The 25497-nt window shown below is 57.4% G+C and carries 28 protein-coding genes; 17 read left to right on the forward strand and 11 right to left on the reverse strand.

Going from position 1 to position 25497, the window contains the following annotated elements; all coding sequences use genetic code 11:
• Positions 1 to 5 precede the first annotated feature (5 nt).
• From HMPREF3142_RS12385 to HMPREF3142_RS12420, 8 genes are all read left to right on the forward strand, one after another.
• Positions 6 to 1418, forward strand: coding sequence for a PTS fructose transporter subunit IIC (locus HMPREF3142_RS12385; protein WP_070612105.1), 1413 nt, complete (start codon positions 6 to 8; stop codon positions 1416 to 1418).
• 10 nt (positions 1419 to 1428) lie between these two features.
• Positions 1429 to 2244, forward strand: a complete 816-nt coding sequence (locus HMPREF3142_RS12390) for an HPr family phosphocarrier protein (RefSeq protein WP_070612106.1) — start codon at positions 1429 to 1431, stop codon at positions 2242 to 2244.
• Positions 2245 to 2420: 176 nt separating this feature from the next.
• Complete coding sequence (gene gatZ, locus HMPREF3142_RS12395; RefSeq protein ID WP_070612107.1) at positions 2421 to 3692, forward strand: tagatose-bisphosphate aldolase subunit GatZ; 1272 nt, start codon at positions 2421 to 2423, stop codon at positions 3690 to 3692.
• 14 nt (positions 3693 to 3706) lie between these two features.
• Positions 3707 to 4174 carry a PTS galactitol transporter subunit IIA gene (gene gatA, locus HMPREF3142_RS12400; RefSeq protein ID WP_008806608.1) on the forward strand — a complete coding sequence of 156 codons (468 nt, stop codon included), beginning with the start codon at positions 3707 to 3709 and terminating at the stop codon, positions 4172 to 4174.
• 26 nt (positions 4175 to 4200) lie between these two features.
• Positions 4201 to 4485 carry a PTS galactitol transporter subunit IIB gene (gene gatB / locus HMPREF3142_RS12405; protein ID WP_002918119.1) on the forward strand — a complete coding sequence of 95 codons (285 nt, stop codon included), beginning with the start codon at positions 4201 to 4203 and terminating at the stop codon, positions 4483 to 4485.
• Positions 4486 to 4490: 5 nt separating this feature from the next.
• Positions 4491 to 5873, forward strand: a complete 1383-nt coding sequence (locus HMPREF3142_RS12410; protein WP_008806609.1) for a galactitol-specific PTS transporter subunit IIC — start codon at positions 4491 to 4493, stop codon at positions 5871 to 5873.
• 49 nt (positions 5874 to 5922) lie between these two features.
• Positions 5923 to 6966 carry a galactitol-1-phosphate 5-dehydrogenase gene (gene gatD / locus HMPREF3142_RS12415; RefSeq protein ID WP_064324050.1) on the forward strand — a complete coding sequence of 348 codons (1044 nt, stop codon included), beginning with the start codon at positions 5923 to 5925 and terminating at the stop codon, positions 6964 to 6966.
• Between the two features lie 110 nt (positions 6967 to 7076).
• Positions 7077 to 7850, forward strand: coding sequence for a DeoR/GlpR family DNA-binding transcription regulator (locus HMPREF3142_RS12420; RefSeq protein ID WP_008806611.1), 774 nt, complete (start codon positions 7077 to 7079; stop codon positions 7848 to 7850).
• Positions 7851 to 7884: 34 nt separating this feature from the next.
• Here the strand turns inward: HMPREF3142_RS12420 and HMPREF3142_RS12425 are convergent, their stop codons facing one another.
• Together HMPREF3142_RS12425 and rsmI are read right to left on the reverse strand one after the other, a co-directional pair.
• The gene (locus HMPREF3142_RS12425) at positions 7885 to 8775 is read right to left on the reverse strand and encodes a Fic family protein (RefSeq protein ID WP_165453583.1); all 891 of its coding nucleotides are present in this window, start codon (positions 8773 to 8775) and stop codon (positions 7885 to 7887) included.
• 114 nt (positions 8776 to 8889) lie between these two features.
• Entirely contained in the window at positions 8890 to 9753 is an 864-nt protein-coding gene (gene rsmI / locus HMPREF3142_RS12430; protein ID WP_004144878.1) for a 16S rRNA (cytidine(1402)-2'-O)-methyltransferase, read from the reverse strand.
• Between the two features lie 63 nt (positions 9754 to 9816).
• Here rsmI and HMPREF3142_RS12435 point away from each other — a divergent pair, with 63 nt between their 5' ends.
• From HMPREF3142_RS12435 to dolP, 4 genes are read left to right on the forward strand one after another with little or no spacing between them, the layout of a single operon-like run.
• Positions 9817 to 11925, forward strand: a complete 2109-nt coding sequence (locus tag HMPREF3142_RS12435; RefSeq protein ID WP_023323315.1) for a penicillin-binding protein activator — start codon at positions 9817 to 9819, stop codon at positions 11923 to 11925.
• Entirely contained in the window at positions 11883 to 12269 is a 387-nt protein-coding gene (locus HMPREF3142_RS12440; RefSeq protein ID WP_008806614.1) for a YraN family protein, read from the forward strand. The genes HMPREF3142_RS12435 and HMPREF3142_RS12440 overlap by 43 nt, the downstream gene beginning before the upstream one ends.
• 25 nt (positions 12270 to 12294) lie before the next feature.
• On the forward strand, positions 12295 to 12885 hold the full coding sequence (gene diaA, locus HMPREF3142_RS12445; RefSeq protein WP_002918211.1) for a DnaA initiator-associating protein DiaA: 591 nt from the start codon (positions 12295 to 12297) through the stop codon (positions 12883 to 12885).
• A gap of 9 nt (positions 12886 to 12894) precedes the next feature.
• On the forward strand, positions 12895 to 13470 hold the full coding sequence (dolP, locus tag HMPREF3142_RS12450) for a division/outer membrane stress-associated lipid-binding lipoprotein (RefSeq protein ID WP_008806615.1): 576 nt from the start codon (positions 12895 to 12897) through the stop codon (positions 13468 to 13470).
• Positions 13471 to 13591: 121 nt separating this feature from the next.
• Here dolP and HMPREF3142_RS12455 read toward each other — a convergent pair whose 3' ends face one another.
• Entirely contained in the window at positions 13592 to 14632 is a 1041-nt protein-coding gene (locus HMPREF3142_RS12455; protein WP_008806616.1) for a permease, read from the reverse strand.
• Between the two features lie 75 nt (positions 14633 to 14707).
• Positions 14708 to 15355: an NAD(P)H-binding protein gene (locus HMPREF3142_RS12460; RefSeq protein ID WP_012967175.1), complete on the reverse strand. Its 648-nt coding sequence runs from the start codon at positions 15353 to 15355 to the stop codon at positions 14708 to 14710.
• Between the two features lie 128 nt (positions 15356 to 15483).
• Here HMPREF3142_RS12460 and HMPREF3142_RS12465 point away from each other — a divergent pair, with 128 nt between their 5' ends.
• Positions 15484 to 16020, forward strand: a complete 537-nt coding sequence (locus HMPREF3142_RS12465) for a type 1 glutamine amidotransferase domain-containing protein (RefSeq protein WP_008806618.1) — start codon at positions 15484 to 15486, stop codon at positions 16018 to 16020.
• Here HMPREF3142_RS12465 and HMPREF3142_RS12470 read toward each other — a convergent pair.
• Complete coding sequence (locus tag HMPREF3142_RS12470) at positions 15982 to 16425, reverse strand: YhbP family protein (protein WP_012540486.1); 444 nt, start codon at positions 16423 to 16425, stop codon at positions 15982 to 15984. The genes HMPREF3142_RS12465 and HMPREF3142_RS12470 overlap by 39 nt on opposite strands.
• Before the next feature lie 49 nt (positions 16426 to 16474).
• Here HMPREF3142_RS12470 and HMPREF3142_RS12475 point away from each other — a divergent pair, with 49 nt between their 5' ends.
• Positions 16475 to 16765 carry a GIY-YIG nuclease family protein gene (locus HMPREF3142_RS12475; RefSeq protein WP_032691467.1) on the forward strand — a complete coding sequence of 97 codons (291 nt, stop codon included), beginning with the start codon at positions 16475 to 16477 and terminating at the stop codon, positions 16763 to 16765.
• Here HMPREF3142_RS12475 and HMPREF3142_RS12480 read toward each other — a convergent pair.
• Positions 16752 to 17255: a GNAT family N-acetyltransferase gene (locus HMPREF3142_RS12480; protein WP_008806621.1), complete on the reverse strand. Its 504-nt coding sequence runs from the start codon at positions 17253 to 17255 to the stop codon at positions 16752 to 16754. The genes HMPREF3142_RS12475 and HMPREF3142_RS12480 overlap by 14 nt on opposite strands.
• Positions 17249 to 17773 carry a ubiquinone anaerobic biosynthesis accessory factor UbiT gene (gene ubiT / locus HMPREF3142_RS12485; RefSeq protein WP_016161871.1) on the reverse strand — a complete coding sequence of 175 codons (525 nt, stop codon included), beginning with the start codon at positions 17771 to 17773 and terminating at the stop codon, positions 17249 to 17251. The genes HMPREF3142_RS12480 and ubiT overlap by 7 nt, the downstream gene beginning before the upstream one ends.
• Positions 17774 to 17994: 221 nt before the next feature.
• On the opposite strand from ubiT, the gene ubiU reads away from it, so the two are divergent.
• From ubiU to HMPREF3142_RS12500, 3 genes are all read left to right on the forward strand, one after another.
• Positions 17995 to 18990 (forward strand): ubiquinone anaerobic biosynthesis protein UbiU, encoded by a 996-nt coding sequence (gene ubiU / locus HMPREF3142_RS12490; protein ID WP_004206164.1) that lies wholly within the window; start codon positions 17995 to 17997, stop codon positions 18988 to 18990.
• A 5-nt stretch (positions 18991 to 18995) separates the two neighbouring features.
• On the forward strand, positions 18996 to 19874 hold the full coding sequence (locus HMPREF3142_RS12495; RefSeq protein WP_008806623.1) for a U32 family peptidase: 879 nt from the start codon (positions 18996 to 18998) through the stop codon (positions 19872 to 19874).
• Between the two features lie 143 nt (positions 19875 to 20017).
• Positions 20018 to 21025 (forward strand): luciferase-like monooxygenase, encoded by a 1008-nt coding sequence (locus tag HMPREF3142_RS12500; RefSeq protein WP_022066332.1) that lies wholly within the window; start codon positions 20018 to 20020, stop codon positions 21023 to 21025.
• Between the two features lie 44 nt (positions 21026 to 21069).
• On the opposite strand, the gene mtr is transcribed toward HMPREF3142_RS12500, so the two are convergent.
• The 4 genes from mtr to nlpI all read right to left on the reverse strand — a co-directional run bounded on the left by mtr (position 21070) and on the right by nlpI (position 25433).
• On the reverse strand, positions 21070 to 22314 hold the full coding sequence (mtr, locus tag HMPREF3142_RS12505; protein WP_012540482.1) for a tryptophan permease: 1245 nt from the start codon (positions 22312 to 22314) through the stop codon (positions 21070 to 21072).
• A gap of 143 nt (positions 22315 to 22457) precedes the next feature.
• Entirely contained in the window at positions 22458 to 24371 is a 1914-nt protein-coding gene (deaD, locus tag HMPREF3142_RS12510; protein ID WP_070612108.1) for an ATP-dependent RNA helicase DeaD, read from the reverse strand.
• The gene (gene yrbN / locus HMPREF3142_RS29035; RefSeq protein ID WP_085903200.1) at positions 24364 to 24444 is read right to left on the reverse strand and encodes a protein YrbN; all 81 of its coding nucleotides are present in this window, start codon (positions 24442 to 24444) and stop codon (positions 24364 to 24366) included. The genes deaD and yrbN overlap by 8 nt, the downstream gene beginning before the upstream one ends.
• Before the next feature lie 104 nt (positions 24445 to 24548).
• A complete protein-coding gene (gene nlpI / locus HMPREF3142_RS12515; protein ID WP_002918241.1) occupies positions 24549 to 25433 on the reverse strand; it encodes a lipoprotein NlpI in 885 nt (294 codons plus the stop codon).
• Positions 25434 to 25497 lie beyond the last annotated feature (64 nt).

Here is a 25497-nt window from a genome sequence, read left to right on the forward strand (position 1 = left end):
CGATTATGAAAAAAATTATTGCCGTTACCGGCTGCCCTACAGGTATTGCTCATACATTTATGGCTGAAGAGGCCTTAAAAACCGCAGCGAAAAAATTAAACGTTGAAATAAAAGTCGAAACCAATGGCGCTTCCGGCGTAGAAAATGCCATTACGCCGGAAGACCTGACGGATATTTATGGTGTGATTATCGCTGCCGATAAAGATGTTAATGCCGAACGTTTTAATGGCTTACCGGTTATTGAGGTGCCGGTTAAAGAAGCCATTCACCATCCGGCGGAATTAATTAATAAAGTTGTTAACGGTCAGGCGCAGCGTCGCCAGGGACACTCCGCGACGACGGATCTCGCCGAGAAATATGAGCGAGAATCGTTCGGCCGACAGATTTACAAACATCTGATGAGCGGTGTTTCCAACATGCTGCCGTTCGTTGTCGCCGGCGGGATCTTAATCGCCGTTTCTTTCCTGTGGGGCATCTACTCCGCCGATCCGAATTCACCGCAGTATAACGTGATTGCCGCCACCCTGATGAAAGTCGGTCAGCAGGCGTTCTCGATCATGGTGCCGGTGTTTACCGCCTACATTGCCTGGTCGATATCTGGCCGCCCGGGCATGGTCGCCGGTTTTGTCGGCGGCCTGCTGGCGAACGCCACCGGCGCCGGGTTCCTCGGTGGGATCATCGCCGGTTTTGCCGCCGGGTATTTTATGCTGCTGATCCGTCATCTGCTCGACGGTCTGCCGCGCCAGTACGAAGGGCTGAAGTCGATCTTCATTATGCCGCTGATCGGCGTCCTGGTGATTGGCGTGATGATGGTCCTGCTCGGCCAGCCAGTGGCAGCGATCAACAATGGCATGATGAACTGGCTCAGCTCTCTGCAGGAAGCCAACCCCATCCTGCTGGGGATCGTGGTCGGCGCAATGTGCTCCTTCGACTTCGGCGGGCCGGTCAACAAAGCGGCCTATGTCACCGGTACGCTGCTGCTGGGGCAAGGTAACTATTTCTTTATGGCCGGTGTGTCTGCCGCCTGCATCACGCCGCCGCTGGTCATCGCTCTGGCGACCACGTTCTTTCCGAAAGGCTTTAGCGAGGAGGAACGCGCCGCCGGGATGGTCAACTATATCCTCGGCTGCACACACATTACCGAAGGTGCGATTCCCTTTGCCGCCAAGGATCCGCTGCGGGTGATCCCGATGATGATGATCGCCTCATCAATTTCTGCGGTACTCAGCTACAGCCTGCATATTCAGGTTCCGGCACCGCACGGCGGCTTCTTAATCCTGCCGCTGGTCAGTAAACCGTTGATGTGGGTGCTGTGCATTCTCGCCGGTTCCGCCTGCGGGGCACTTATGCTGGGATGCTGGCGGCTATGGCAGAAACGCACTGACAAAGCGACAGCCCTTGCTGGCGCCATGAAATAAGGAGCAAGCTATGCAACTGACTTCTGCCGATATTGGTTTCGATCGTCAGGTCAAAACGAAAGACGAGGCGCTACAACGTGTCGTTGCAGCCCTGACTGAGGCCGGACATACGCAAGCAGCCTATCTACAAGGCATGCGCGAGCGCGAGGGGCAAATCAGCACCTATCTGGGCAACGGCATCGCTATTCCCCACGGCACGCCGCACAGTCGCGACGCAGTGCTCAAAACGGGTGTTAAGGTGCTGGCTTGTCCGCAGGGGGTTGACTGGGGTGAGGAGCAAACCGCCTATCTGATTGTCGGTATCGCGGCTCAGGACAATGAGCATCTCGATATTTTGCGCCAGCTCACCCATGCCCTGGGCGACGATCGGGTGCCTGAGGCGCTGACGCGCGCCGATACCCCTCAGGCGGTGCTGGAAATTCTCGCTGGCAATATCCCTCTGCCGGCAGGCGAAGAACCACAACCCGCGCCGCATTTTGACGAAGAGGCCACCTTTACCCTGCGCAATCCGCACGGTCTTCATGCCCGCCCCAGCGCGGTGCTGGTGAAAGCCGTCAAGCAGTGGCGATCGCAAATCCAGGTCGAAAACCTGGATACGCGCTCCGCGATTGTGGATGCCAAAAATCTGATGCGCGTCGTATCGCTGGGTGCCAAACAGGGTCATCGTCTGCACTTTATGGCCAGCGGCAACGATGCGCAGCAGGCGTTAAAAGCCATTGGCGACGCTTTTAACGCCGGTCTCGGCGAAATTGCCGCCCAGCCGCAGCAGGTCTCTCAGGAAGCCGTCAAAACGAAACGCAGCTGGCTCTCCCGACTATTTAGTTAATTTTCAATCAATTAAAAACGCCCTGCCTTCCTGGTCAGGGCGTTTTTGTCTCGAAAGACGACACCTTTCACTGCGTTACATCACTATTTATCGATACAGATCACAATTCAAAACAAAGCCATTTGCGACCAAAACAAAACATAACGAATATATTCGAAAGAAAACGGAGGTTGTAAATGAAAGATATTATCACTCGCCACAAGTCCGGCGAACATATCGGCATCTGTTCAGTGTGTTCAGCGCATCCGCTGGTTATCGAAGCGGCGTTACGTTTCGATCTGCCGACCAACAACAAGGTGCTGATCGAAGCGACGTCCAACCAGGTAAATCAGTTTGGTGGCTACACCGGCATGCAGCCGGCCGATTTCCGCGACTTCGTCTACAACATCGCGCGTACCGTCGGTTTCCCGGCTGAGCGCATTATTCTTGGCGGCGATCATCTGGGCCCGAACTGCTGGCAAGATGAACCAGCAGCCGTGGCGATGGAAAAATCTGTCGACCTGATCAAGGCCTACGTCGCGGCCGGCTTTAGCAAAATCCATCTCGATGCGTCAATGTCCTGTGCTGACGACCCGGTGCCTTTGGATCCTGGTGTGGTTGCTGAGCGCGCCGCTCGACTGTGTCAGGCTGCTGAAGAGACCGCCAGCGCTGAGCAAAAGCGCCACCTGACCTACGTCATCGGGACCGAAGTTCCGGTGCCCGGCGGCGAGGCCTGCACCATCGGCAGCGTACATGTCACCCGGGCGCAGGATGCCGCGGCGACACTCGAAACCCATGAGGCTGCTTTCCGTAAGCTGGGACTCGAGGCTGCGCTGGAGCGAGTTATCGCTATCGTCGTGCAGCCTGGGGTGGAGTTCGACCATACGCAAATCATTCATTACCAGCCGCAGGAAGCGAAAGCGCTTTCCGCCTGGATCGAAAGTACCCCGATGGTCTACGAAGCGCACTCCACCGACTACCAAACTCGCCAGGCTTATCGCGCGCTGGTTCGCGACCACTTCGCCATCCTGAAAGTCGGCCCGGCGCTCACCTTTGCCCTGCGTGAAGCCATCTTTGCCCTCGCCCAAATGGAAAATGAGCTGATCGCCCCGGAGTCTCGCAGTCGCGTGATGGAGGTGATCGACGAAGTGATGCTTAACGAACCCGGCTACTGGAAAAAATACTATCGCCCCACCTGGAGCCAGGCGATGGTCGATATCCACTTCAGCCTTTCCGACCGTATCCGTTATTACTGGCCGCATCCGCGTATTCGCCAGAGCGTTGAGAAACTTATCGCTAATCTGACCGACGCTAAGCTGCCGCTGGGGCTTATCAGCCAGTATATGCCGGTGCAGTTTGAACGACTGTCGCTGAATGCACTGAACGCCGAGCCGCACGCGCTGATCCTCGACAAAATCCAGGATGTTCTGCGTGCCTACCGCTACGGCTGTTCTTCTGAAATCGCCTGAAGTTAAGAGGATATATGAGTCAACTGTTTGTTCGTACCGGCATTCATTTCAGTTCCAGCCAGCAGGCGCTGGAACACATTGGCGCAGAGATGCTGGCGCGAGGCGTCGTACACGACAGCTATCCCGCCGCCCTGCTCGAACGCGAAGCGACTTTTCCCACCGGCATCGCCCTGGAGCAGCATGCTGTCGCTATCCCGCACTGTGAAGCCGTCCACGCCAAATCGCCGGCCATTTACCTGATTCGTCCGGATGCGCCGGTTCCTTTTCAGCGCGCTGATGACGACGGCGAAATCGACGTTTCGCTCATCATCGCGCTGATTGTTGAAAACCCGGCGGCACAGCTGAAGCTACTGCGCCGGTTATTTAGTGAGCTACAAAATCCGCACACGCTGGAGGCACTGCTCGCCGCTTCCGACGATCAGCTGCCGGTGCGGTTCCAGCAATTTATCCTTGAGCCTGAGCTTAACGCCGTGGCTTCATAAGATACTGATAATAAAAGGGGTACCCTATGAAACGTAAAGTTATCGTCGCCTGTGGCGGTGCCGTCGCCACCTCCACGATGGCGGCTGAAGAGATTAAAGAGCTGTGTGCAGACCACAATATTGAACTGGATTTGGTGCAGTGCCGGGTCAATGAAATCGAAACCTACATGGACGGGGCGGACCTGATCTGCACCACCGCGCGCGTGGAGCGGACCTTTGGCGACATTCCGGTGGTACACGGCATGCCATTCGTTTCGGGCGTCGGCATTGAAGCCTTACAACAGAAAATCCTCGGCATCCTCGCGGAGTAAACGCCATGTTTAGCGAAATCATGCGTTATATCCTCGATCTCGGTCCGACGGTGATGCTGCCGATCGTGATCATTATTTTCTCCAAGTTACTGGGGATGAAGCTCGGGGATTGTTTCAAATCTGGTCTGCATATCGGGATCGGTTTCGTCGGTATCGGCCTGGTCATTGGCCTGATGCTCGACTCCATCGGCCCGGCGGCAAAGGCGATGGCGGAGCATTTCCAGATTAATCTTCACGTGATCGATATCGGTTGGCCGGGTTCATCACCGATGACCTGGGCGTCGCAAATCGCCCTGGTGGCGATCCCGGTGGCCATCGTGGTTAATATCGTGATGCTGGTTACCCGTATGACCCGCGTAGTGAATGTCGATATCTGGAACATCTGGCATATGACCTTTACCGGCGCGATGCTGCATATCGCTACCGGATCGTACTGGATAGGTATTCTCGGCGTGGTAGTGCATGCCGCCTTTGTGTATAAGCTGGGCGACTGGTTTGCCAAAGATACCCGCGATTTCTTTGGCCTCGAGGGTATTGCGATCCCGCACGGCAGTTCGGCGTATTTAGGGCCGGTTGCCGTGCTTGTCGATACCATCATCGACAAGATCCCCGGTCTTAACCGTATTCACTTTAGCGCCGATGATATCCAGAAACGCTTCGGTCCCTTCGGTGAACCGGTTACCGTTGGCTTCGTCATGGGCCTTGTGATTGGCGCGCTGGCGGGTTACGACCTGAAGAGCATTCTCCAGCTTGCGGTGAAAACCGCAGCGGTGATGCTGCTGATGCCACGGGTGATCAAACCGATTATGGATGGCCTCACACCGATAGCCAAACAGGCGCGTAAACGTCTGCAGGCCAAATTCGGCGGCCAGGAATTTCTGATTGGTCTCGACCCGGCGCTGCTGCTCGGTCATACCTCGGTGGTCTCCGCCAGCCTGATCTTCATCCCGCTGACCATTCTTATCGCCGTCGTGGTTCCTGGCAACCAGGTCCTGCCGTTTGGCGACCTGGCCACCATCGGCTTCTTCGTGGCGATGGCAGTCGCGGTACATCAAGGGAACCTGTTCCGCACATTGATTTCCGGGGTCATCATTATGGGTATCACCCTATGGATCGCCACCCAGACCATAGGCCTGCACACCCAGCTGGCGGCAAACGCCGGGGCCCTGAAAGCCGGCGGTATGGTGGCCTCAATGGACCAGGGCGGTTCACCGATTACCTGGCTGCTGATCCAGCTCTTTACCTGGCAGAACGTGGTGGGCTTCGCGGTCATCGGCATTATCTATCTGACTGGCGTTCTGCTGACCTGGCGTCGTGCCCGTCGCTTCATCGCGGTGGAAAAAGCAGAAAAAAGCGCTGCCCCACAACAAAGTACAGGCATGTCTTGATCTAAAAGGGGAGCGGTCGCTCCCCTGAATCTTATAGCTGGAGAATGTTATGAAATCAGTGGTAATCCATGCTGAGGGGAACGTCTGCGTTGAAGAACGCCCTATCCCTACGCTGCAAACGGAACACGATGTCCTGGTCAAAGTGGTCAGTTCCGGATTATGCGGCTCCGACATCCCGCGCATTTTCGCCAAAGGCGCGCATTACTACCCTATTACGCTGGGGCACGAATTCAGCGGCTATGTGGAATCCTACGGCGCGGCGGTAACTGATCTGCAGCCCGGCGATGCCGTCGCCTGCGTGCCACTGCTGCCCTGCTTTCAGTGTCCGCAGTGCCAGCGCGAGTATTTCTCTTTATGTAAACAATATCAGTTTGTCGGCTCACGCAGCGAAGGTGGCAACGCCGAATATGTGGTGGTGAAGCGCGCCAACCTGTTCCGCCTGCCGGATCAGATGCCGATTGATGACGGCGCGTTTATCGAGCCGATAACCGTTGGCCTCCACGCCTTCCACCTGGCGCAGGGTTGCGAAGGTAAAAACGTGATTATTATCGGTGCGGGCACCATTGGCCTGCTGGCATTACAGTGCGCCCGCGAACTGGGCGCCAACAGCGTCACGGCGATCGATATCAATCCGCAGAAACTGGAGCTGGCCAAAGCCCTTGGCGCGACCCGAGTGTTCAACAGCCGCGAAATGAGCGGCCAGGCGATTCAGCAGGCGCTGGAAGCCATTCAGTTCGACCAGTTAGTCCTTGAGACCGCCGGCACGCCGCAGACCGTCACGCTGGCGATTGAGGCCGCCGGTCCGCGGGCGCAGTTGGCGCTGGTCGGCACGCTTCATCACGATTTAACCCTCCCGGCCGCCACCTTCGGGCAGATCCTGCGTAAAGAGTTGAATATTGTCGGTAGCTGGATGAATTACTCTGGTCCGTGGCCAGGAGAAGAGTGGCAAACGGCCACCCGCCTGCTGACAGAAAAACGCCTGCAGCTGGCACCGCTAATAGCCCACCGCGGTGACGCGGAGAGCTTTGCGCGTGAAGTTCAGGCGCTAAACGGCGCACCGATGCAGGGTAAAATCCTGCTCAAACTCTCCTGACTGCATGAGCCAGCCCTGAGGGCTGGCTCATGTAACCTTTCGAAAATTATCGTTCAACTTTCGTTATCCTTCGATTACACTGAGATGAGTTAATTATCAGGCAAATCAAGATGAACTCATTTGAACGAAGGAACAAAATTGTCGATATGGTGAATACGCAGGGCAGCGTATTGGTTCTAGACCTTTCGAATCTCTTTGGCATCTCTGAGGTAACGATCCGTGCCGATCTTCGCTTACTGGAAGAAAAAGGGCTGTTAACCCGCTTTCACGGCGGCGCCGCCCGCGCGGGCAGCGACCTGACCGACGCAGAGAATCAGGAAGTGGTGCTGGAAGACCGTTATCAGCTTGCCAGCGATCCCAAAAAGCGCATCGCCCAGGCCGCGGTAGCCATGATCCGTGAAGGTATGACGGTGATCCTCGATAGCGGCAGCACCACCCTGCTGATTGCCGAGGCACTGGTGCGGATGACCAATATCACCGTCATCACCAACAGCCTGCCCGCCGCGTTTACCCTGGCGGAAAATAAAGATATCACCCTGGTGGTTTGCGGCGGCACCGTGCGGCATAAAACGCACTCCATGCACGGGACGATTGCCGAACGTTCTCTGCAGGGAATCTGCGCCGATTTGATGTTTGTCGGCGCCGACGGTATCGACGCCACCAACGGTATCACCACCTTTAACGAAGGTTACTCCATCAGCAGCGTGATGGCCGCCGCCGCGCATCAGGTGATCGCCGTGCTCGACGCCAGCAAATTCAATCGCCGGGGCTTTAACCAGGTACTGCCGATGGAAAAGATAGACTGCGTAATCACCGATGACGGTATCAGTGAAAATGACCGCGCAGCGTTAAGCAGCAAGAAGGTGGAACTGAAGATAGTGTGATTGCACGCTGAGTGGAACACCATGGCGGCTGGTTCTACTTAACCAGCCAGCTTCCACCTTTTTTAGCGCCTATGCGAATCAATCTCCCTTTCGCCTGTAGCCCTTGCAGATGGCGCTCAACCGTACGTGCTGATATCCCCAAGATCTCCGCCAGCGCTCTCGCCGTCAATTCCGGGTTTCCGGTTAGCAAACGCAAAATTGCGTTTTCCGGTAGAACTACTTTAACGTCGATTTCTTCCGACATTTCTTCCGACATTTCTTCCGACACGACGAATGAAGTCTCCAGACCTTCTTTCAGCGCCGCCAGGATATTTTGCAACATCCAGGTCACGAATAGCGTGCAATCACTGGTTTTGTCACAAACACCTAAAATGTCGTAATAGCGTTCTTGCTGATGGTGGATCAGCGTTTCAACGGGCAGCCAGGCCAATTCCTGACGCCACTGGCTTAGAATCAACGTCTGCCATAAACGCCCCATCCGACCATTGCCATCAGCGAAAGGGTGAATGAACTCAAACTCATAGTGGAAAACTGAACTGGCAATCAAAGGATGAAGCTCGGTGTGTTCCAGCCAGCTGAGTAAATCAGCGATCAATCTTGGGACTTGAGCAGCAGGTGGAGCCATATGTACCACCTGCGTACCGCGATAAATGCCGACGTTTCCGCCACGTAAAGCGCCAGGACGATCAACCAGCCCTGTCATCAGTGTTTTATGCGCCGTCAGAAGATCCCTAATATTTGCCGCATGCCATCCGGGCATTAATTCATAAGCACGAATGGCATTTCTCACTTCCTGAATATCCTTAGCCGGCGCGAGAACCCGTTTGCCTTCCAGCAGCGCCGTGACCTGTTCCATGCTCAGGCTATTATGTTCAATCGCGAGTGACGCCTGAATAGTACGAATGCGGTTTTCTTTACGCAGCAACGGCGATGTTTGTCCACGTTTCGCCGACCAATGCCCAAGCAATTCCCCAATCTCAACGACAAGGTTTAGGACCGTGGGTGTGATGCTAAACGGCGGTTGGTAACGGCTCATCGCTTACTCCCCCTGCTGCTCCAGGGCGTACTTATACAACGCATTTTTCTTCACGCCGTGGATCTCCGCGGCCAGCGCGGCGGCTTTCTTCAGCGGCAGCTCCGCTTGCAGCAGCGCCAGGGTACGCAGCGCGGCTGCCGGCAGCGCCTCTTCCTGGGCCTTAAAGCCTTCGACAATCAACACCATCTCGCCTTTGCGGCGGTTTTCGTCTTCCTTCACCCACGCCACCAGCTCGCCAATCGGCGCGCCGTGGATAGACTCCCAGGTTTTGGTCAGCTCGCGGGCCAACACTACGTAACGGGATTCGCCCAGAACCGCGCAGATATCCTCCAGGCTCTCCACCAGGCGGTGCGTTGACTCATAGAAGATGAGAGTGCGCGGTTCTTCTTCCAGCGCCTTCAGGGTATCGCGGCGGCCTTTCGATTTCGCCGGCAGGAAGCCTTCATAGCAGAAACGGTCGGAAGGCAGACCGGCGGCGCTCAGGGCGGCGATGGCCGCACAGGGACCCGGCAGCGGCACCACGCGAATATTCGCTTCGCGGCAGGTGCGCACCAGATGATAGCCAGGGTCGTTAATCAGCGGCGTGCCGGCATCGGAGACCAGCGCGATGTTTTGCCCTTCTTTCAGTTTAGCGAGAAGTGTTTCCGCCTTTTGCTGCTCGTTATGGTCGTGAAGCGCAAATAAGCGGGCGTTAATCGCAAAATGTTGCAGCAGCAAACCGGTGTGGCGGGTATCTTCCGCAGCAATTAAATCAACAGCTTGCAACACTTCCAGTGCGCGCTGCGTGATATCAGACAGATTCCCTATCGGAGTGGGCACAATATAGAGCTGCCCCTGAGAATTATCCGCTGATTCGTGTTGTTTCATTGTCTCGTCCGTATTGCCGATTTAATATTGAGCATTGAGCCAAAAAAATATCACTGGACACTTATGGTACCGTCAACATTTCTTCGTTCTAAGCCCGCGCGCTGTCTGCCCGTATTGCTGGCGACGCTTCTTTTTGCTGGCTGCGGCACCCACACGCAGGATCAAAGCACGGCGTTTATGCAGGGTACATCGCAGGCCAACTCCAGTTTCTACCTACAGCAGATGCAGCAAAGCACGAATGATAGCAAGACCAACTGGCAATTACTCGCCATTCGTGCACTGCTGCAGGAAGGGAAGAAGCAGCAGGCCATCGACCTGTACAACCAGCTGCCGTCGAACCTGAACAGCACCCAGGCCCGTGAACAGTCGCTGCTGGCGGTGGAAGTGAAGCTGGCGCAAAACGACTATCAGGGCGCTCGTACTCTGCTGGCAAAGCTCGACCCGACAAGCCTGGATCAACCCCAGCAGGCGCGCTACTGGCAGGCGCAAATCGATGCCAGCCAGGGCAAACCATCGCTGACCCTGCTGCGCGCCTTAATCGCCCAGCAGCCGCTGCTGAGTGACGCGAAACAGCGTCAGAAAAATATTGATGCGACGTGGCAAGCGCTCACCTCGATGCCCCAGGACCAGGCCAATGCGCTGGTGATCAACGCCGATGAAAATACCCTCCAGGGCTGGCTGGATCTGCAGCGGATGTGGTTTGACAACCGCAACGATCCGACGCTGCTGAAAGCAGGCGTTAAAGACTGGCAGACGCGCTATCCGCAAAATCCGGGCGCCAAAATGCTGCCGACGGCGCTGGTGAACATGCAAAACTATAAGCCTGCGTCCACCAACAAGATTGCGCTTTTTCTGCCGCTGAACGGTCAGGCGTCGATCTTCGGCCGCACTATCCAGCAGGGCTTTGAAGCCGCCAAAAATGGTGCGCCGTCGGTGACGGGTAGCGCGGTTCCCGCGCAGGTTGCCCAGGCGGCGAATGTCTCCGGTAATGATGATGTAGTGAGTCCGTCGCAGGCAGAAGTCAGCGATCTAACCGCCACCGGAAGCCGCGCTGAACCGGTGCAAGCCCCGGCACAAGACCAGGCGGCGCCTGCCGCGGAACCTACAGCCCAGGCGCCGGCAGCGTCCGCCACGCCGCAGACCACCGCTTCCCCGGTCACTCAGCCGGTCACCGCCCCGACCGCACAGCCTCAGCCCGCAGTCGCCAGCGCCGCCAACCCCTCTGCGGAACTGAAAATTTACGACACCACCAGCCAGCCCATCAGTCAGTTGCTTGCCCAGGCTCAGCAGGATGGCGCCACTTTAGTCGTCGGGCCGCTGCTGAAAGAGAACGTAGATGATGTGATTAAGAGCAACACGCCGCTCAATGTACTGGCCCTCAACCAGCCGGAGAAAGTCGAAAGCCGCGCTAACCTCTGCTATTTCGCGCTTTCCCCGGAAGACGAAGCGCGTGACGCGGCCCGACATATCCACCAACAGGGCAAGCAGACGCCACTGCTGTTGGTTCCGCGCGGTGCGCTGGGCGATCGCGTGGTTAGCGCGTTTGCCGACGAATGGCTGAAGCTGGGCGGCGCCAGCGTCCTGCAGCAGCGTTTTGGATCCACGGCCGAGCTGCGCGCCGGCGTCAACGGCGGAGGGGGCATTGCGCTGACCGGCACCCCGGTCTCCACCCTGCCTTCGGCCCAGAACAGTTCCCTCGGCAGTGCGGATGAGATGCCGGTGAGCAGCGGCGGCAGCGTGGACGCCGCCTATATCCTCGCCACCCCGGAACAGATTGCCTATATCAAACCCATGATCGCCATGCGCAACGGCAGTCAAAACAATGTCACCCTGTACGCCAGCTCGCGCAGCGCCCAGGGCACCGCAGGGCCGGATTTCCGTCTGGAGATGGAAGGGCTGCAGTATAGTGAGATCCCGATGCTGGCCGGCAGCAACCCGGCGCTGATGCAGCAGGCGCTGTCCGCTGTACGTAATGACTACTCGCTGGCGCGCCTGTATGCCATGGGAGCTGACGCCTGGTCACTGGCGAACCACTTCACGCAAATGCGCCAAACGCCGGGCTTCGAGCTGAACGGCAATACCGGCGATCTGACGGCCACCCAGGACTGCGTGATTAACAGGAAACTGTCATGGCTCAAGTACCAGCAGGGAAAAATCGTTCCGGCCAGCTAAGCAAACAGACTGGCGATGCCTGGGAAAACCAGGCTCGCCGCTGGCTGGAAGGCCAGGGCCTGCGTTTTATCGCCGCCAATGCCCGCGAGCGTGGCGGCGAAATTGACCTCATCATGCGCGACGGCGCCGTCACCGTTTTTGTCGAGGTGCGCTACCGCCGTAGCGCCCGGTACGGTGACGCGGCGGCCAGCGTCACCCCGCAAAAACAACAACGACTGCTTAAAGCCGCCCGTTTGTGGCTCTGCCGACAGAATGGGAGCTTTGAGACTGTGGATTGCCGTTTCGATGTGGTAGCCTTCACCGGAAACGACATCCAATGGCTAAAAAACGCCTTTGGCGAATAGCGTAATACCAGAAGTAAGGGATCCCGTGCTCGACAGAATCAAAGCCTGCTTTACCGAAAGCATTCAAACCCAAATTGCCGCAGCGGAAGCACTCCCGGACGCCATCTCCCGGGCGGCGATGACGCTCGTGCAGTCCCTGCTCAACGGCAACAAAATCCTCTGTTGTGGTAATGGCACCTCCGCCGCCAACGCACAGCATTTTGCTGCCAGCATGATTAATCGTTTTGAAACGGAACGCCCTGGTTTACCCGCCATTGCACTAAATACCGATAATGTGGTCTTAACCGCGATCGCCAACGATCGCCTGCATGACGAGATCTACGCCAAGCAGGTGCGCGCCCTGGGACACGCCGGCGATGTGCTGCTGGCGATCTCTACGCGCGGTAACAGCCGGGATATCGTCAAAGCGGTGGAAGCCGCCGTGACTCGCGACATGACTATCGTCGCGTTAACCGGCTATGACGGCGGTGAGCTGGCTGGCCTCTTAGGTCAGCAGGATGTCGAAATCCGCATCCCCTCGCATCGCAGCGCGCGTATTCAGGAGATGCATATGCTAACCGTCAACTGTCTGTGCGATTTGATAGATAACACCCTTTTTCCACACCAGGACGATTAAGGAGAACACATGAAGGCTCTCTCGCCCCTCGCCATCCTGCTTTCTGCACTATTGCTGCAGGGCTGCGTTGCCGCCGCGGTAGTCGGAACGGCAGCTGTCGGCACTAAAGCCGCAACGGACCCGCGTACGGTGGGAACCCAGGTCGATGACAGCACCCTGGAACTGCGCGTCAATAGCGCCTTGTCGAAAGATGAACAGATTAAGAAACAGGCCCGCATCAACGTCACGGCTTATCAGGGCAAAGTCCTGCTGACCGGCCAGTCGCCGACGCCGGACCTCTCCGCCCGCGCCAAGCAAATCGCCATGGGCGTGGAAGGGACCACGGAAGTGTTTAATGAAGTGCGCCAGGGCCAGCCGATTGGTTTAGGGACCGCCTCGTCTGATACCTGGATTACCACCAAGGTGCGTTCGCAGCTACTGAGCACCGATCAGGTCAAATCCTCGAACGTGAAGGTGACCACGGAAAACAGCGAAGTCTTCCTGATGGGGCTGGTGACCGAGCGCGAAGGCCGGGCTGCCGCGGATATTGCCAGCCGGGTGAGCGGCGTGTCCCGGGTGACTACCGCCTTTACCTACATCAAATAAACCTGCAGTCTCCCGGCTGGCGCTGCGCTTAGCCGGGCTACCGTCCCCTGTCCGTTGTGTGCCGGGTAAGGCGTAGCCGCCGCCCGGCAGCCAATCCGGCTATCCATACGTTTACGGCAAACTACACCAGCGCCAGCGCACCGACAATCGCCCCGCACAGCGCCACCAGTCCGCCCGTCAGCCACAGCGCTTTGGCCGGGAAGGCTTTGCGCAGCATAATCAGCGACGGCACGCTCACCGCCGGCAGAGTGATGAGCAGCGCCAGCGCGGGCGCTGTCCCCATGCCGGCCAGCATCATCGTCTGCACAATCGGAATTTCCGCCGCGGTAGGGATCACAAACAGGCAGCCGGCGATCGCCATCGCGATGACCCAGAACAACGTGTTATCCACCGCGCCATCGGCATGCGGGAACAGCCAGACCCGCGCCGCTCCCAGCACCAGTACCGCGAGGATATAAACCGGGATCGTATTCCAGAACAGGGTCCACAGCGCCCGCAGCCAGCGGCTAAAGAAGCTGTCTCTGGCCGCTTCCGACGGTGCAGCAGGCACCGCTACCGGCTGCGTCGCCGCCTCTTTCACCCATTTCTGCACCAGGGTCGCAACAATCAGCACCGTCGCCAGGCCAGCGACCAGGCGAACCAGCGCAAACTGCCAGCCCAGGACAAAGCCCATAAACACCAGCGTCGCCGGGTTGAGCAGCGGGTTACCCATCCAGAACGCCAGCGCCCCGCCCATCGACACCTGCTGTTTACGCATGCCGGCCGCGACCGGCGCGGCGCAGCAGGTGCACATCATGCCAGGCAGCGAGAAAATCGCCCCCAGCAGCGTGCCCTGAAAACGCGATTGTCCCAGGGTGCGCAGCAGCCAATCGCGCGGGATGAGCACCTGAATCAGCGACCCGAGCAGCACGCCGAGCACTGCCGCTTTCCAGACGGCGAGGAAGTAAACCATCGCATAGTCCCACGCGGCTTTCAGCGGGTTAGCGTCGGCCTGGGCCAGAATGGATTTACCGATACTGTGGGTTTCCGCGGCGGTGAAGGCTTTCCCGTAATAGGGCTGCCATTTGACAAACCACAGGCCGACAATCACGACGAGAAAGAAAAGCGCGGGTTTCCACCATTGAAACGGTGACGCCGCCTGAGATGAAGACTGACCAGTCATAGCATTCCCCAGCAAGAAATGTGGATATGAATTGAAGCCGTGAATAGTACGCCGGATATTTGCGTTTGCAAAACGCTATTCAGCCTGCTGCGCGGCGCGCTCCCGCAGCTGGGATGACGTCAGAATTTGCACGCCTTCCTGGGAGGGCGACAGCGCCTCCGCCAGCAGGGCAATCGCCACGTCACGGGCCGGAATCGCTTTCCAGTTTCCTGGCAGCAGCCGGAACAGCGGTTCGAGGAAAGTCTCATTGGCCCGTTTTTTTTCCCGCTCGCCTGACAGCATCGACGGCCGGGCGATGGTCAGCCGCGGCCAGGCCTGTTCAATCAACGCCGCCTCCATTTCCCCCTTCACCCGATTGTAGAAAAACGGCGAGTGGGCATTGGCGCCCATCGCGCTGACCACCAGCATATGCTGCGCGCCAAGCCGTTTTCCGGCCAGTGCCGTATCGATAACCAGCGTGTAATCAGCATGGACAAAGGCCTCTTTGCTTCCCGCTTCCCGACGCGTTGTTCCCAGACAGCAGAAGACGATATCGACCGGGTCGACCACCTGCGCCAGGGCATCGGTCAGCTGGGGATCGTGAGGATTAAAGACACCTTCCGCTGGCGCCAGCGGGCGACGCGTCGGGGCGGCGATGGAGCTGATGCTCGGCTCATTCTGCAGCAGCCGGAGTAAGTGACCGCCAACTAACCCGGTCGCACCGGTTAATAATACCTGACTCATTGATTCTCCTTTACAGAATTCTCCGCCTTGCACTTTCGGGCTCATGTTCCAGGCTTAATACCTTACAAGGTAAGTATCCACCATCATCATGGAATTACCTCATTGACCATCCAGATAGCGGAGGAAGCATGAGTAAAAAGATAGCCGTGCTCATTACCGACGACTTTGAAGATTCTGAATTTACCTCTCCCGCCGACGCGTTCAAGCTCGCCGGGCATCAGGTCGTCACGATCGAAAAGCAGGCTGGCAAGACAGTGAAGGGTAAACAGGGGGAAGCGGAGGTCGCCATCGACAGAGCCATTGATGACGTCACACCGGGCGAATTTGATGCCTTGCTGCTGCCCGGGGGCTATTCTCCTGATCAGCTGCGCGGGGATGAACGCTTCGTCACCTTTACCCGCGATTTCGTCAATGGCGGGAAGCCGGTGTTTGCCATCTGCCACGGCCCGCAGCTGCTGATCAGCGCCGATGTGATCCGCGGGCGTAAGCTCACGGCGGTGAAGCCTATCGTGGTGGATGTGAAAAACGCCGGGGGCGAGTTTTACGACCAGGAGGTGGTGGTCGATAACGAACAGCTGGTCACCAGCAGAACGCCGGACGATCTGCCGGCCTTCAATCGTGAAGCGCTACGCCTGCTCGGCGCCGGCATCACGCCGCCAGTGTAACTTTTTCCCGAAGCCCAGCGTGTTATCGGTAAACTTGATTTCGTCCGGACGAATCTCCCATACCGGCGCCGACAGCATGCGGGCCACCGGAAAGCGCTTGACGTAGCGCTGGCGCATCCGCGCCTCTTCGTCACCGCTCAGACGACGGATCTCGCCTTTGAACTGCACGCCGCGGATCAGGGCCACGGTTTTTGGCTGGCCATTAACCGTACCGGCCACTTTCGCCCGTTCGCCAGTCATCTGACCGTGGCGGGTGTGCTCATCGCTGAGCAGATAAAAGGCCACGGTATCCTGGTCATAGACGTAAAAGGCATTCGCACACCACAGCTCGTCGTCGCGGGAGACGCACCAGGTGACGACGTGCTGCTTACTCAGCCAGCGACCAATGGCAGCAAGGGTTTCCATCTTTCTTCTCCATTATGCTATGGTGCACACACCTTACCATAGTGACTTTGTGACCGTGTGCTGGTTTCTGTATCTCATTCGAACCGCGGATAATCGCCTTTATACCGGCATCACCACCGATGTGCCGCGCCGCTTTCGCCAGCATCAGGCGGGAAAAGGCGCGAAGGCGTTGCGCGGTAAAGGCGACCTGCTGCTGGCCTTTAGCCACGAGGTTGGTGAACACTCACTTGCGTTGCGACTGGAATACCGCGTTAAGCAGCTAACGAAGCGCGAAAAAGAGCGCCTCGTTGCCGGAGAGGATGCCTTCGATACCCTGCTGGCGAGGCTCAAAGGCGATTAAAATGGTCGCTGTATTCTACCTGGCCGTGGACGCCTTCGAGAGCGTCATCCGCCAGACGGTGAACCTGGAACGCCTCCGCGCTGTCCGGCCAGCGGCAGCGGAGATCGAAGCGCGCGGCCGGCTCAAAGCCGAAGCGACGGTATAAATCCGGGTCGCCCAGCGTCACCACCGCGGCATAGCCGAACTCATTCAGCGAATCCAGCCCTTCATAGACCAGTTGCCGGCCAATGCCCTGTCCACGATAGTGTTCATCCACCGCCAACGGCGCCAGACCGACCCACTGCAGCTCTTCACCTTCCACTGCAACCGGGCTGAAGGCAACGTAGCCGATCACCTGGCCTTCATCATCCGTTGCCACCACCCCCAGCGTGATCAGTCCATCTTCACGCAGATCGTGCACCAGCTGCGCTTCGGCATCGCGGCCGAAGGTACGACGCAGCAGCGCGTCGATTCCCGGTGCATCAATCCCAATCTCCACTCGAATCAGCATGCCTCACCTACCGATGTCTGTTCAGGTTTCTGCGGGCTCTTCAGTCCAGCTTCGACAAAATCCGCCAGTTGCAGCAACATCACGCGCAGCGCTTTTGGCATCTGCTCGAGCTCAATGGCGTCCATCAAATTTTTTACGTACAGCCCCAGCTCCGTATCGCCTTCAATCACCAGACGACGCTGGAAGAATAGCGTATCCGGATCCTGCTTGCGCGCGGCAATCATTAACAGATCGCTGGCGTCGGCGCTGAAGCTGACGTCGGCGTCGGCCTGCTGGCTGACCACCAGGCGACCATCGACTACCGAGGTATACCACAGCAGACCGATGTCACGCACATGAATACTTAACCAGCGCCCCTCGAGAAACGCCAGTTCTCCCTCTGCCAGCGCCTGACGGAACTGCCAGCTTAGCACCTGCTCCAGCACCTGGCGCTTGAGGGCAAAAGGCGCCAGCTTAACCGGCACGCTCAGTAAAGACGGGCCAAAGTGGACCAGCCGGGAACGCAGTTTATCCAACACAAGCTTTACTCCATGAATGCAATTGTTCCGCTATTGTGCCATATCACATAAACAACATAGCGGCGTAAATCAACAAAAACGCGATGACGGCCGCCAGTTATTGGCGCCACCAATACACTTTTAACTGCCTCAAATCAAAAATTGTCACCAGAAGGTTAACTAAAATCCCTGCTCGTTAACCATTCAGCGTCCCTGACGGGCCGCATTTTTCAGGAAAAATTATGGAGCTGCTCTGCCCAGCCGGTAACCTTCCGGCGCTTAAGGCGGCCATCGAAAACGGCGCCGATGCCGTCTATATCGGGCTGAAAGATGACACCAACGCCCGCCACTTTGCCGGCCTTAATTTCACCGAAAAGAAACTGCAGGAAGCCGTCAGCTTTGTGCATCAGCACCGTCGTAAGCTACATATTGCGATCAACACCTTCGCCCATCCCGACGGCTACGCCCGCTGGCAGCGCGCGGTGGACATGGCCGCCCAGCTGGGCGCCGATGCGCTGATCCTGGCCGATATCGCCATGCTGGAGTATGCCGCGGAGCGTTATCCACACATTGAGCGTCACGTTTCGGTGCAGGCTTCCGCCACCAATGAAGAGGCCATTCGCTTCTATCATCGCAACTTTGACGTGGCACGCGTCGTACTACCACGAGTGTTATCTATTCACCAGGTGAAGCAGTTGGCCCGTGCCACGCCGGTGCCGCTGGAAGTCTTCGCCTTCGGTAGCCTGTGCATCATGGCGGAAGGCCGCTGCTATCTCTCTTCCTACCTGACCGGCGAATCGCCGAATACCGTCGGCGCCTGTTCACCTGCCCGCTTCGTGCGTTGGCAGCAAACGCCGCAGGGGCTGGAATCTCGCCTTAATGAGGTGCTGATCGACCGCTATCAGGATGGCGAAAACGCCGGCTATCCGACGCTGTGCAAAGGCCGCTATCTGGTCGATGGCGAGCGCTATCACGCGCTGGAAGAACCCACCAGCCTCAACACCCTGGAGCTGTTGCCGGAATTGATGGCCGCCAATATCGCCTCGGTGAAAATCGAAGGCCGTCAGCGCAGCCCGGCGTACGTCACCCAGGTGGCGAAAGTCTGGCGCCAGGCGATCGACCGCTGCAAAGCCGATCCGCAGAATTTTGTGCCGCAATCCGCCTGGATGGAAACCCTTGGTTCGATGTCCGAAGGGACGCAAACCACCCTTGGCGCCTATCACCGTAAATGGCAGTGAGAAACATGAAATATTCATTAGGGCCGGTGCTGTACTACTGGCCAAAAGAGACGCTGGAAGATTTTTACCAGCAGGCGGCAAACAGCAGCGCCGACACCATTTATCTCGGCGAAGCCGTGTGCAGCAAACGCCGCGCCACCAAAGTTGGCGACTGGATCGAGATGGCAAAAGCGCTGGCCGGTAGCGGCAAACAGGTGGTGCTGTCTACCCTCGCGCTGGTGCAGGCCTCTTCCGAACTGGGCGAACTGAAGCGCTATGTCGCTAACGGCGAGTTCCTGATTGAGGCCAGCGACCTTGGCGTGGTGAACCTCTGCGCCGAACGCAAGCTGCCGTTCGTCGCCGGGCATGCGCTGAACTGCTATAACGCCGTCACTCTGCGCCTGCTGCTGAAACAAGGCATGATGCGTTGGTGCATGCCGGTAGAGCTTTCCCGCGACTGGCTGGCAAATTTACTGACCCAGTGCGAAGAGCTGGGTATTCGCAACCAGTTTGAAGTGGAAGTGCTGAGCTACGGCCATCTGCCGCTGGCCTATTCCGCGCGCTGCTTTACCGCCCGCTCGGAAGACCGACCAAAGGACGAATGCGAAACCTGCTGCATCAAGTACCCGACCGGACGCAGCATGCTGTCGCAGGAGAACCAGCAGGTGTTCGTGCTCAACGGTATCCAGACGATGAGCGGCTACGTCTATAACCTTGGCAACGAGTTAACCTCGATGCACGGCCTGGTGGATATGGTGCGCCTGTCGCCGATGGGCAACGAAACCTTCGCTATGCTAGAGGCCTTCCGCGCCAACGAAAACGGTGCTGCGCCACTGGATCTTACCAGCAATAGTGATTGCAACGGCTACTGGAAACGGCTGCCCGGTCTGGTGCTGCAAGCCTGATAAACCGCTCACTTTGTTAACAACAGTGCTCAGATTTTAATGCATTATTAAAGATGCAGCTTTTCTGGCTGGCGCGTCCAGGATGCGCCAGGCTGGAAGAAGACCTTCAATCTGATGACGATGCTGTAGCAAAGTGAGCCTTTATGACTGACAAATCTGTTCCGTTCTCGGTGCTCGACCTGGCGCCGATCCCGCAAGGATCTTCTGCCAAAGAAGCCTTTACCCACTCTCTGGATCTCGCCAGGCTGGCCGAATCGCGCGGCTATCACCGCTACTGGCTGGCGGAGCACCATAATATGGTCGGCATTGCCAGCGCGGCGACCTCGGTGCTGATAGGCTATCTCGCCGCCAATACCACCACTCTGCATCTCGGTTCCGGCGGGGTGATGCTGCCCAACCACTCACCGCTGGTGATCGCCGAGCAGTTCGGCACCCTGAATACCCTTTATCCCGGGCGTATCGATCTCGGCCTTGGCCGCGCGCCAGGCAGCGATCAGCCGACCATGCGCGCCCTGCGCCGCCATATGAGCGGCGATGTCGATAACTTCCCGCGCGACGTGGCGGAACTGGTGGACTGGTTTGACGCCCGCGATCCGAACCCGCACGTGCGTCCGGTTCCCGGCTATGGCGAACGAATTCCGGTGTGGCTGCTGGGCTCAAGCCTGTACAGCGCCCAGCTGGCGGCGCAGCTCGGCCTGCCGTTTGCTTTCGCCTCGCATTTCGCGCCGGATATGCTGTTCCAGGCGCTGCATCTGTATCGCAGCAATTTCAAACCTTCGGCGCGGCTGGAAAAACCGTACGCGATGGTGTGTATCAATATTATCGCCGCCGACAGCAACCGCGATGCGGAGTTCCTCTTTACCTCTATGCAGCAGGCGTTCGTTAAGCTGCGGCGCGGCGAAACCGGACAGCTGCCGCCGCCGGTGGAAAATATGCATCAGCTGTGGTCAGCGTCCGAGCAGTATGGCGTGCAGCAGGCGTTAAGCATGTCGCTGGTCGGCGATAAAACGAAAGTCCGCCACGGCTTAGAGTCCATTCTGCGCGAAACCAAGGCGGACGAAATCATGGTCAACGGCCAGATCTTCGACCATCAGGCTCGCCTGCATTCTTTCGATTTAGCGATGCAGGTGAAAGAGGAGCTGTTGGGGTAACACAAACGTCAGCCCGGTGGATGTTATGCCACCGGGCATTAACCTTACTGATAAACCGGCAGCAGATTAAAGCTCGACAGGAAGTGCACCACCGCGTTGCCGAGACCAAAGAGCAGGATCAGCACAATCATCGCTTTTCCGCCCCACACGCGGAACTGTGGGCTGCCGAAGCGTTTACGCGAAGCGCGGGCCAGCAGCGCCGGCACAATGGCCGCCCATACCGTCGCCGCCAGGCCGGCATAGCCGATGGCGTAAAGGAAACCATCTGGTTTCACCAGCCCACCGAGCATCGGCGGGATAAAGGTCAACAGCGCGGTCTTAAAGCGCCCCATCGCGCTATCGTCAAAGCCAAACAGATCCGCCAGATAGTCGAACAGACCCAGCGTCACGCCGAGGAACGAACTCGCGACGGCAAAGTTGGAGAACACTACCAGCAGCAGATCCAGGCCGCGGTTATTCAGTACGCCGCTCAGGGCCTGTACCAGTACATCAATGTTACCGCCCTTCTGCGCAATATCGATAAACTGCGGACGCGGGATATTGCCCATCGTCACCAGCAGCCAGACCACGTACAGACCCAGCGCCAGCAGCGTACCGTAAATCAGACAGCGGGTAATGGTGCGCGGATCCTTACCATAATATTTCATCAGGCTCGGCACGTTACCGTGATAGCCAAACGAGGCCAGGCAGAACGGCAGAGTCATCAGCAGGTAGGGCGCATAGGAGGCATTCTTCTCCGCGACGTTAAACAGCGTCGTCGGTTCGACGTGTCCCAGCAGGCTGCCGAAGGTCAGGAAGAAGGTGATGACCTTGGCGCCGAGCACGATAGCCGTCATGCGGCTCACCGCTTTGGTGCTCATCCAGACAATAAATGCCACCAGAAGCGCAAAGCCGAAGCCCGCCGCGCGCGCCGGTACGTTCAGCGACATTTCACTGAAGGTATGGTGCAGGATCGAACCGCTCGCCGAAATATAGGCGTAAGTCAGGATATACAGCACAAAGGCGATCGACACGCCGTTCACCAGGTTCCAGCCCTTGCCGAGCAGGTCTTTGGTGATGGTGTCGAAACTGGAGCCAATCCGGTAGTTGAGGTTGGCTTCCAGGATCATCAGACCGGAGTGCAACATGCAGAACCAGGTAAAAACCAGCGCCGCCAGCGACCAGAAGAACCACGCGCCGGACATCACCACCGGCAGCGAGAACATGCCCGCGCCAATAATCGTGCCGCCGATAATCACCACGCCGCCAAACAGGGACGGCCGGGTGGTTGTAGTGGTTAGTGTCGCCATTTACCGAAATCTCCAGTCAAAAAAACTTTCCCACAGTGGGTGCGACGCACTGTACCAGTACACGAGTACAAAAGGAATAAAAAAAGCCCCAATCATGGCGATCGGGGCTGTATTATTTACTTTACGCTAGCGTGTTGCGCTAATTACGCATCGCCACCGAAACGACGACGACCAGCGGAGTCATCACGGCGCGGCGCAGCTGCATCGTCACGACGCGGCGCACGGCCTTCACGACGTTCGCCGCTGAAACGACGACCATCACCACGACCGCCTTCACGACGTTCGCCACCGAAGCTACGGCCGCCTTCACGACGCTCACCGCCGAAACCACGACCGCCTTCACGACGTTCAGTGCGCGGCTGCGCATCGCCCATCAGCTGCATGTTCATCGGTTTGTTCAGGATGCGGGTGCGAGTAAAGTGCTGCAGTACTTCGCCCGGCATACCTTTCGGCAGTTCGATGGTGGAGTGAGAACCGAACAGCTTGATGTTACCGATGTAACGGCTGCTGATATCGCCTTCGTTAGCGATCGCGCCAACGATATGACGAACTTCAACGCCGTCATCACGGCCTACTTCAATGCGGTACAGTTCCATCTCGCCAACATCACGACGCTCACGCTTCGGACGATCTTCACGATCGCCACGCGGGCCGCGGTCATTACGGTCGCCACGACGCTCGAAACGGTCATCACGATCGCGGAACTCACGCTTAGGACGCATCGGCGCATCCGGCGGGACGATCAGAGAACGTTCGCCCTGGGCCATTTTCAGCAGCGCGGCGGCCAGCGTTTCCACGTCCAGCTCTTCGCCTTCCGCCGTCGGCTGGATTTTCGCCAGCAGCGCACGGTACTGGTCCAGATCGCTGCTTTCCAGCTGCTGCTGAACTTTAGCCGCGAATTTTTCCAGGCGACGTTTGCCCAGCAGTTCTGCGTTTGGCAGTTCTACTTCAGGGATCGTCAGTTTCATCGTACGTTCGATGTTACGCAGCAGGCGACGCTCGCGGTTCTCAACGAATAGCAGGGCGCGGCCAGCACGACCCGCACGACCGGTACGGCCGATACGGTGAACGTAAGACTCGGAATCCATCGGGATGTCATAGTTAACAACCAGGCTGATACGCTCAACGTCCAGACCACGGGCCGCAACGTCGGTAGCGATCAGAATGTCCAGACGACCGTCTTTCAGACGCTCCAGCGTCTGCTCACGCAGCGCCTGGTTCATATCGCCGTTCAGCGCGGCGCTGTTATAGCCGCTACGCTCCAGCGCTTCAGCCACTTCCAGGGTCGCGTTTTTGGTACGCACGAAGATAATCGCCGCATCAAAGTCTTCCGCTTCCAGGAAGCGCACCAGCGCTTCGTTTTTACGCATGCCGTAGGCCGTCCAGTAGCTCTGGCTGATGTCCGGGCGCGTGGTGACGCTGGACTGAATGCGCACTTCCTGCGGCTCTTTCATAAAGCGGCGGGTAATGCGACGAATCGCTTCCGGCATGGTGGCAGAGAACAGCGCGGTCTGATGACCTTCCGGGATCTGCGCCATAATGGTTTCTACGTCTTCGATAAAGCCCATGCGCAGCATTTCATCGGCTTCGTCCAGTACCAGACCGCTCAGTTTAGAGAGATCCAGCGTGCCGCGCTTCAGGTGGTCCAGCAGACGACCCGGGGTACCGACAACGATCTGCGGACCCTGACGCAGAGCGCGCAGCTGCACGTCATAACGCTGGCCGCCGTACAGGGCAACCACGTTTACGCCGCGCATATGTTTAGAGAATTCCGTCATTGCTTCAGCAACCTGTACCGCCAGTTCGCGGGTCGGCGCCAGCACCAGAATCTGTGGTGCTCTCAGCTCAGGATCAATGTTGTTCAGCAGCGGTAAAGAGAACGCTGCGGTTTTACCGCTACCGGTCTGGGCCATACCCAGAACATCGCGGCCGTCCAGCAGATGCGGAATGCACTCAGCCTGGATCGGAGATGGTTTTTCGTAACCCAGATCGTTAAGCGCTTCAAGGATGGGAGCCTTCAGGCCCAGATCTGCAAAAGTGGTTTCGAATTCAGCCATGTAGTACGTGTGCCTCAAAATTAATGGCGGCCAGTCTACATAACTCATCGTGAAAATTTACGGTAATTTTCATTGAAAAGTGTGAACCGGCTCAAAGTAGGTGTATTAACGAACAACAACGCCCTCACCCGCAAAGGTGATGGCAAGCAAAAAACTATGGGCTGATGTGTTCGTCAGCTATTGCTGGTCCGATTCTGCCAGGTCATCTTGCTCCTGGCCCAAGAGCGATAATTCCAACAATGCGTATCGGTGCTCAACGTAGTTATGTACGTTGTTAGCGACCGCCAGTTTGAACAGTGCCGTAGCGCTGTCCTTGTCCCCCAGACTTAGGTAGTACTTACCTAAATAGAAGTTGGTTTCACTGAGATGCTCAGCGAGCGAGGTGTTATCCGTTGCGTCTGCCTTCAGACGAGTCATCAGCTCTTTTTCGCTAATGTCGCCAAGGTAGAACTCGACAATGTTCCATCCCCATTGCTCTTTGTCCGACTTGTTTAAGCGCTCTCTGAGTGCTTCAAGCGCCCGCTTCTCGTCGAGTTTACGCTCGGCGATATAAAGCCACAGGCTACGGAAAGGATCATTGGGATCGTCTTGATAAAACGCCAGCAGATCATCTTGCGCTAACTTAGCCCGGCCGCCGTAATACAGGGCGATACCGCGGTTCAAGTGCGCGTAGTTGTAAGTTGGATCAAGCTCAAGTACAGAATCAAACGCTTCATAGGCAGCATCAAAATTGCCTGCCTGCGTTAAGTAAATGCCTAAGTAATTGAATACTTCAGGCATATCGGGTCGGATTGCCAGCGCTTGTGAAAAATCATTTCGCGCTAATGCCCTCAGACCGAGACTATCATACAACACTCCGCGCTCATATAAAAGCTGTGCGCGTTCGTCATCGGATAAAGCCCGACTGGCAAGAATTTGTTCCATGCGTGCCAGAATCACTTCTTGCTGTAAAGTCGGTTGCAATGGTACTGCGAGGACGGCGTCCTTACGCCAGGCGGTGCTACTGCATCCTGCCAGCGTGAGAGCTGTCGCCACGAAACACCAGCGCAAAAAAGGCTTCATTTCCCACTCCCGAAGACAACGATTGGATGAACGTCCTGTTCCCCGGCTGCAAACGAGGCGTCCT

It is taken from the genome of Klebsiella sp. HMSC16C06, from assembly GCF_001808325.1.
In the GTDB taxonomy this organism is placed as follows: domain Bacteria; phylum Pseudomonadota; class Gammaproteobacteria; order Enterobacterales; family Enterobacteriaceae; genus Klebsiella; species Klebsiella variicola.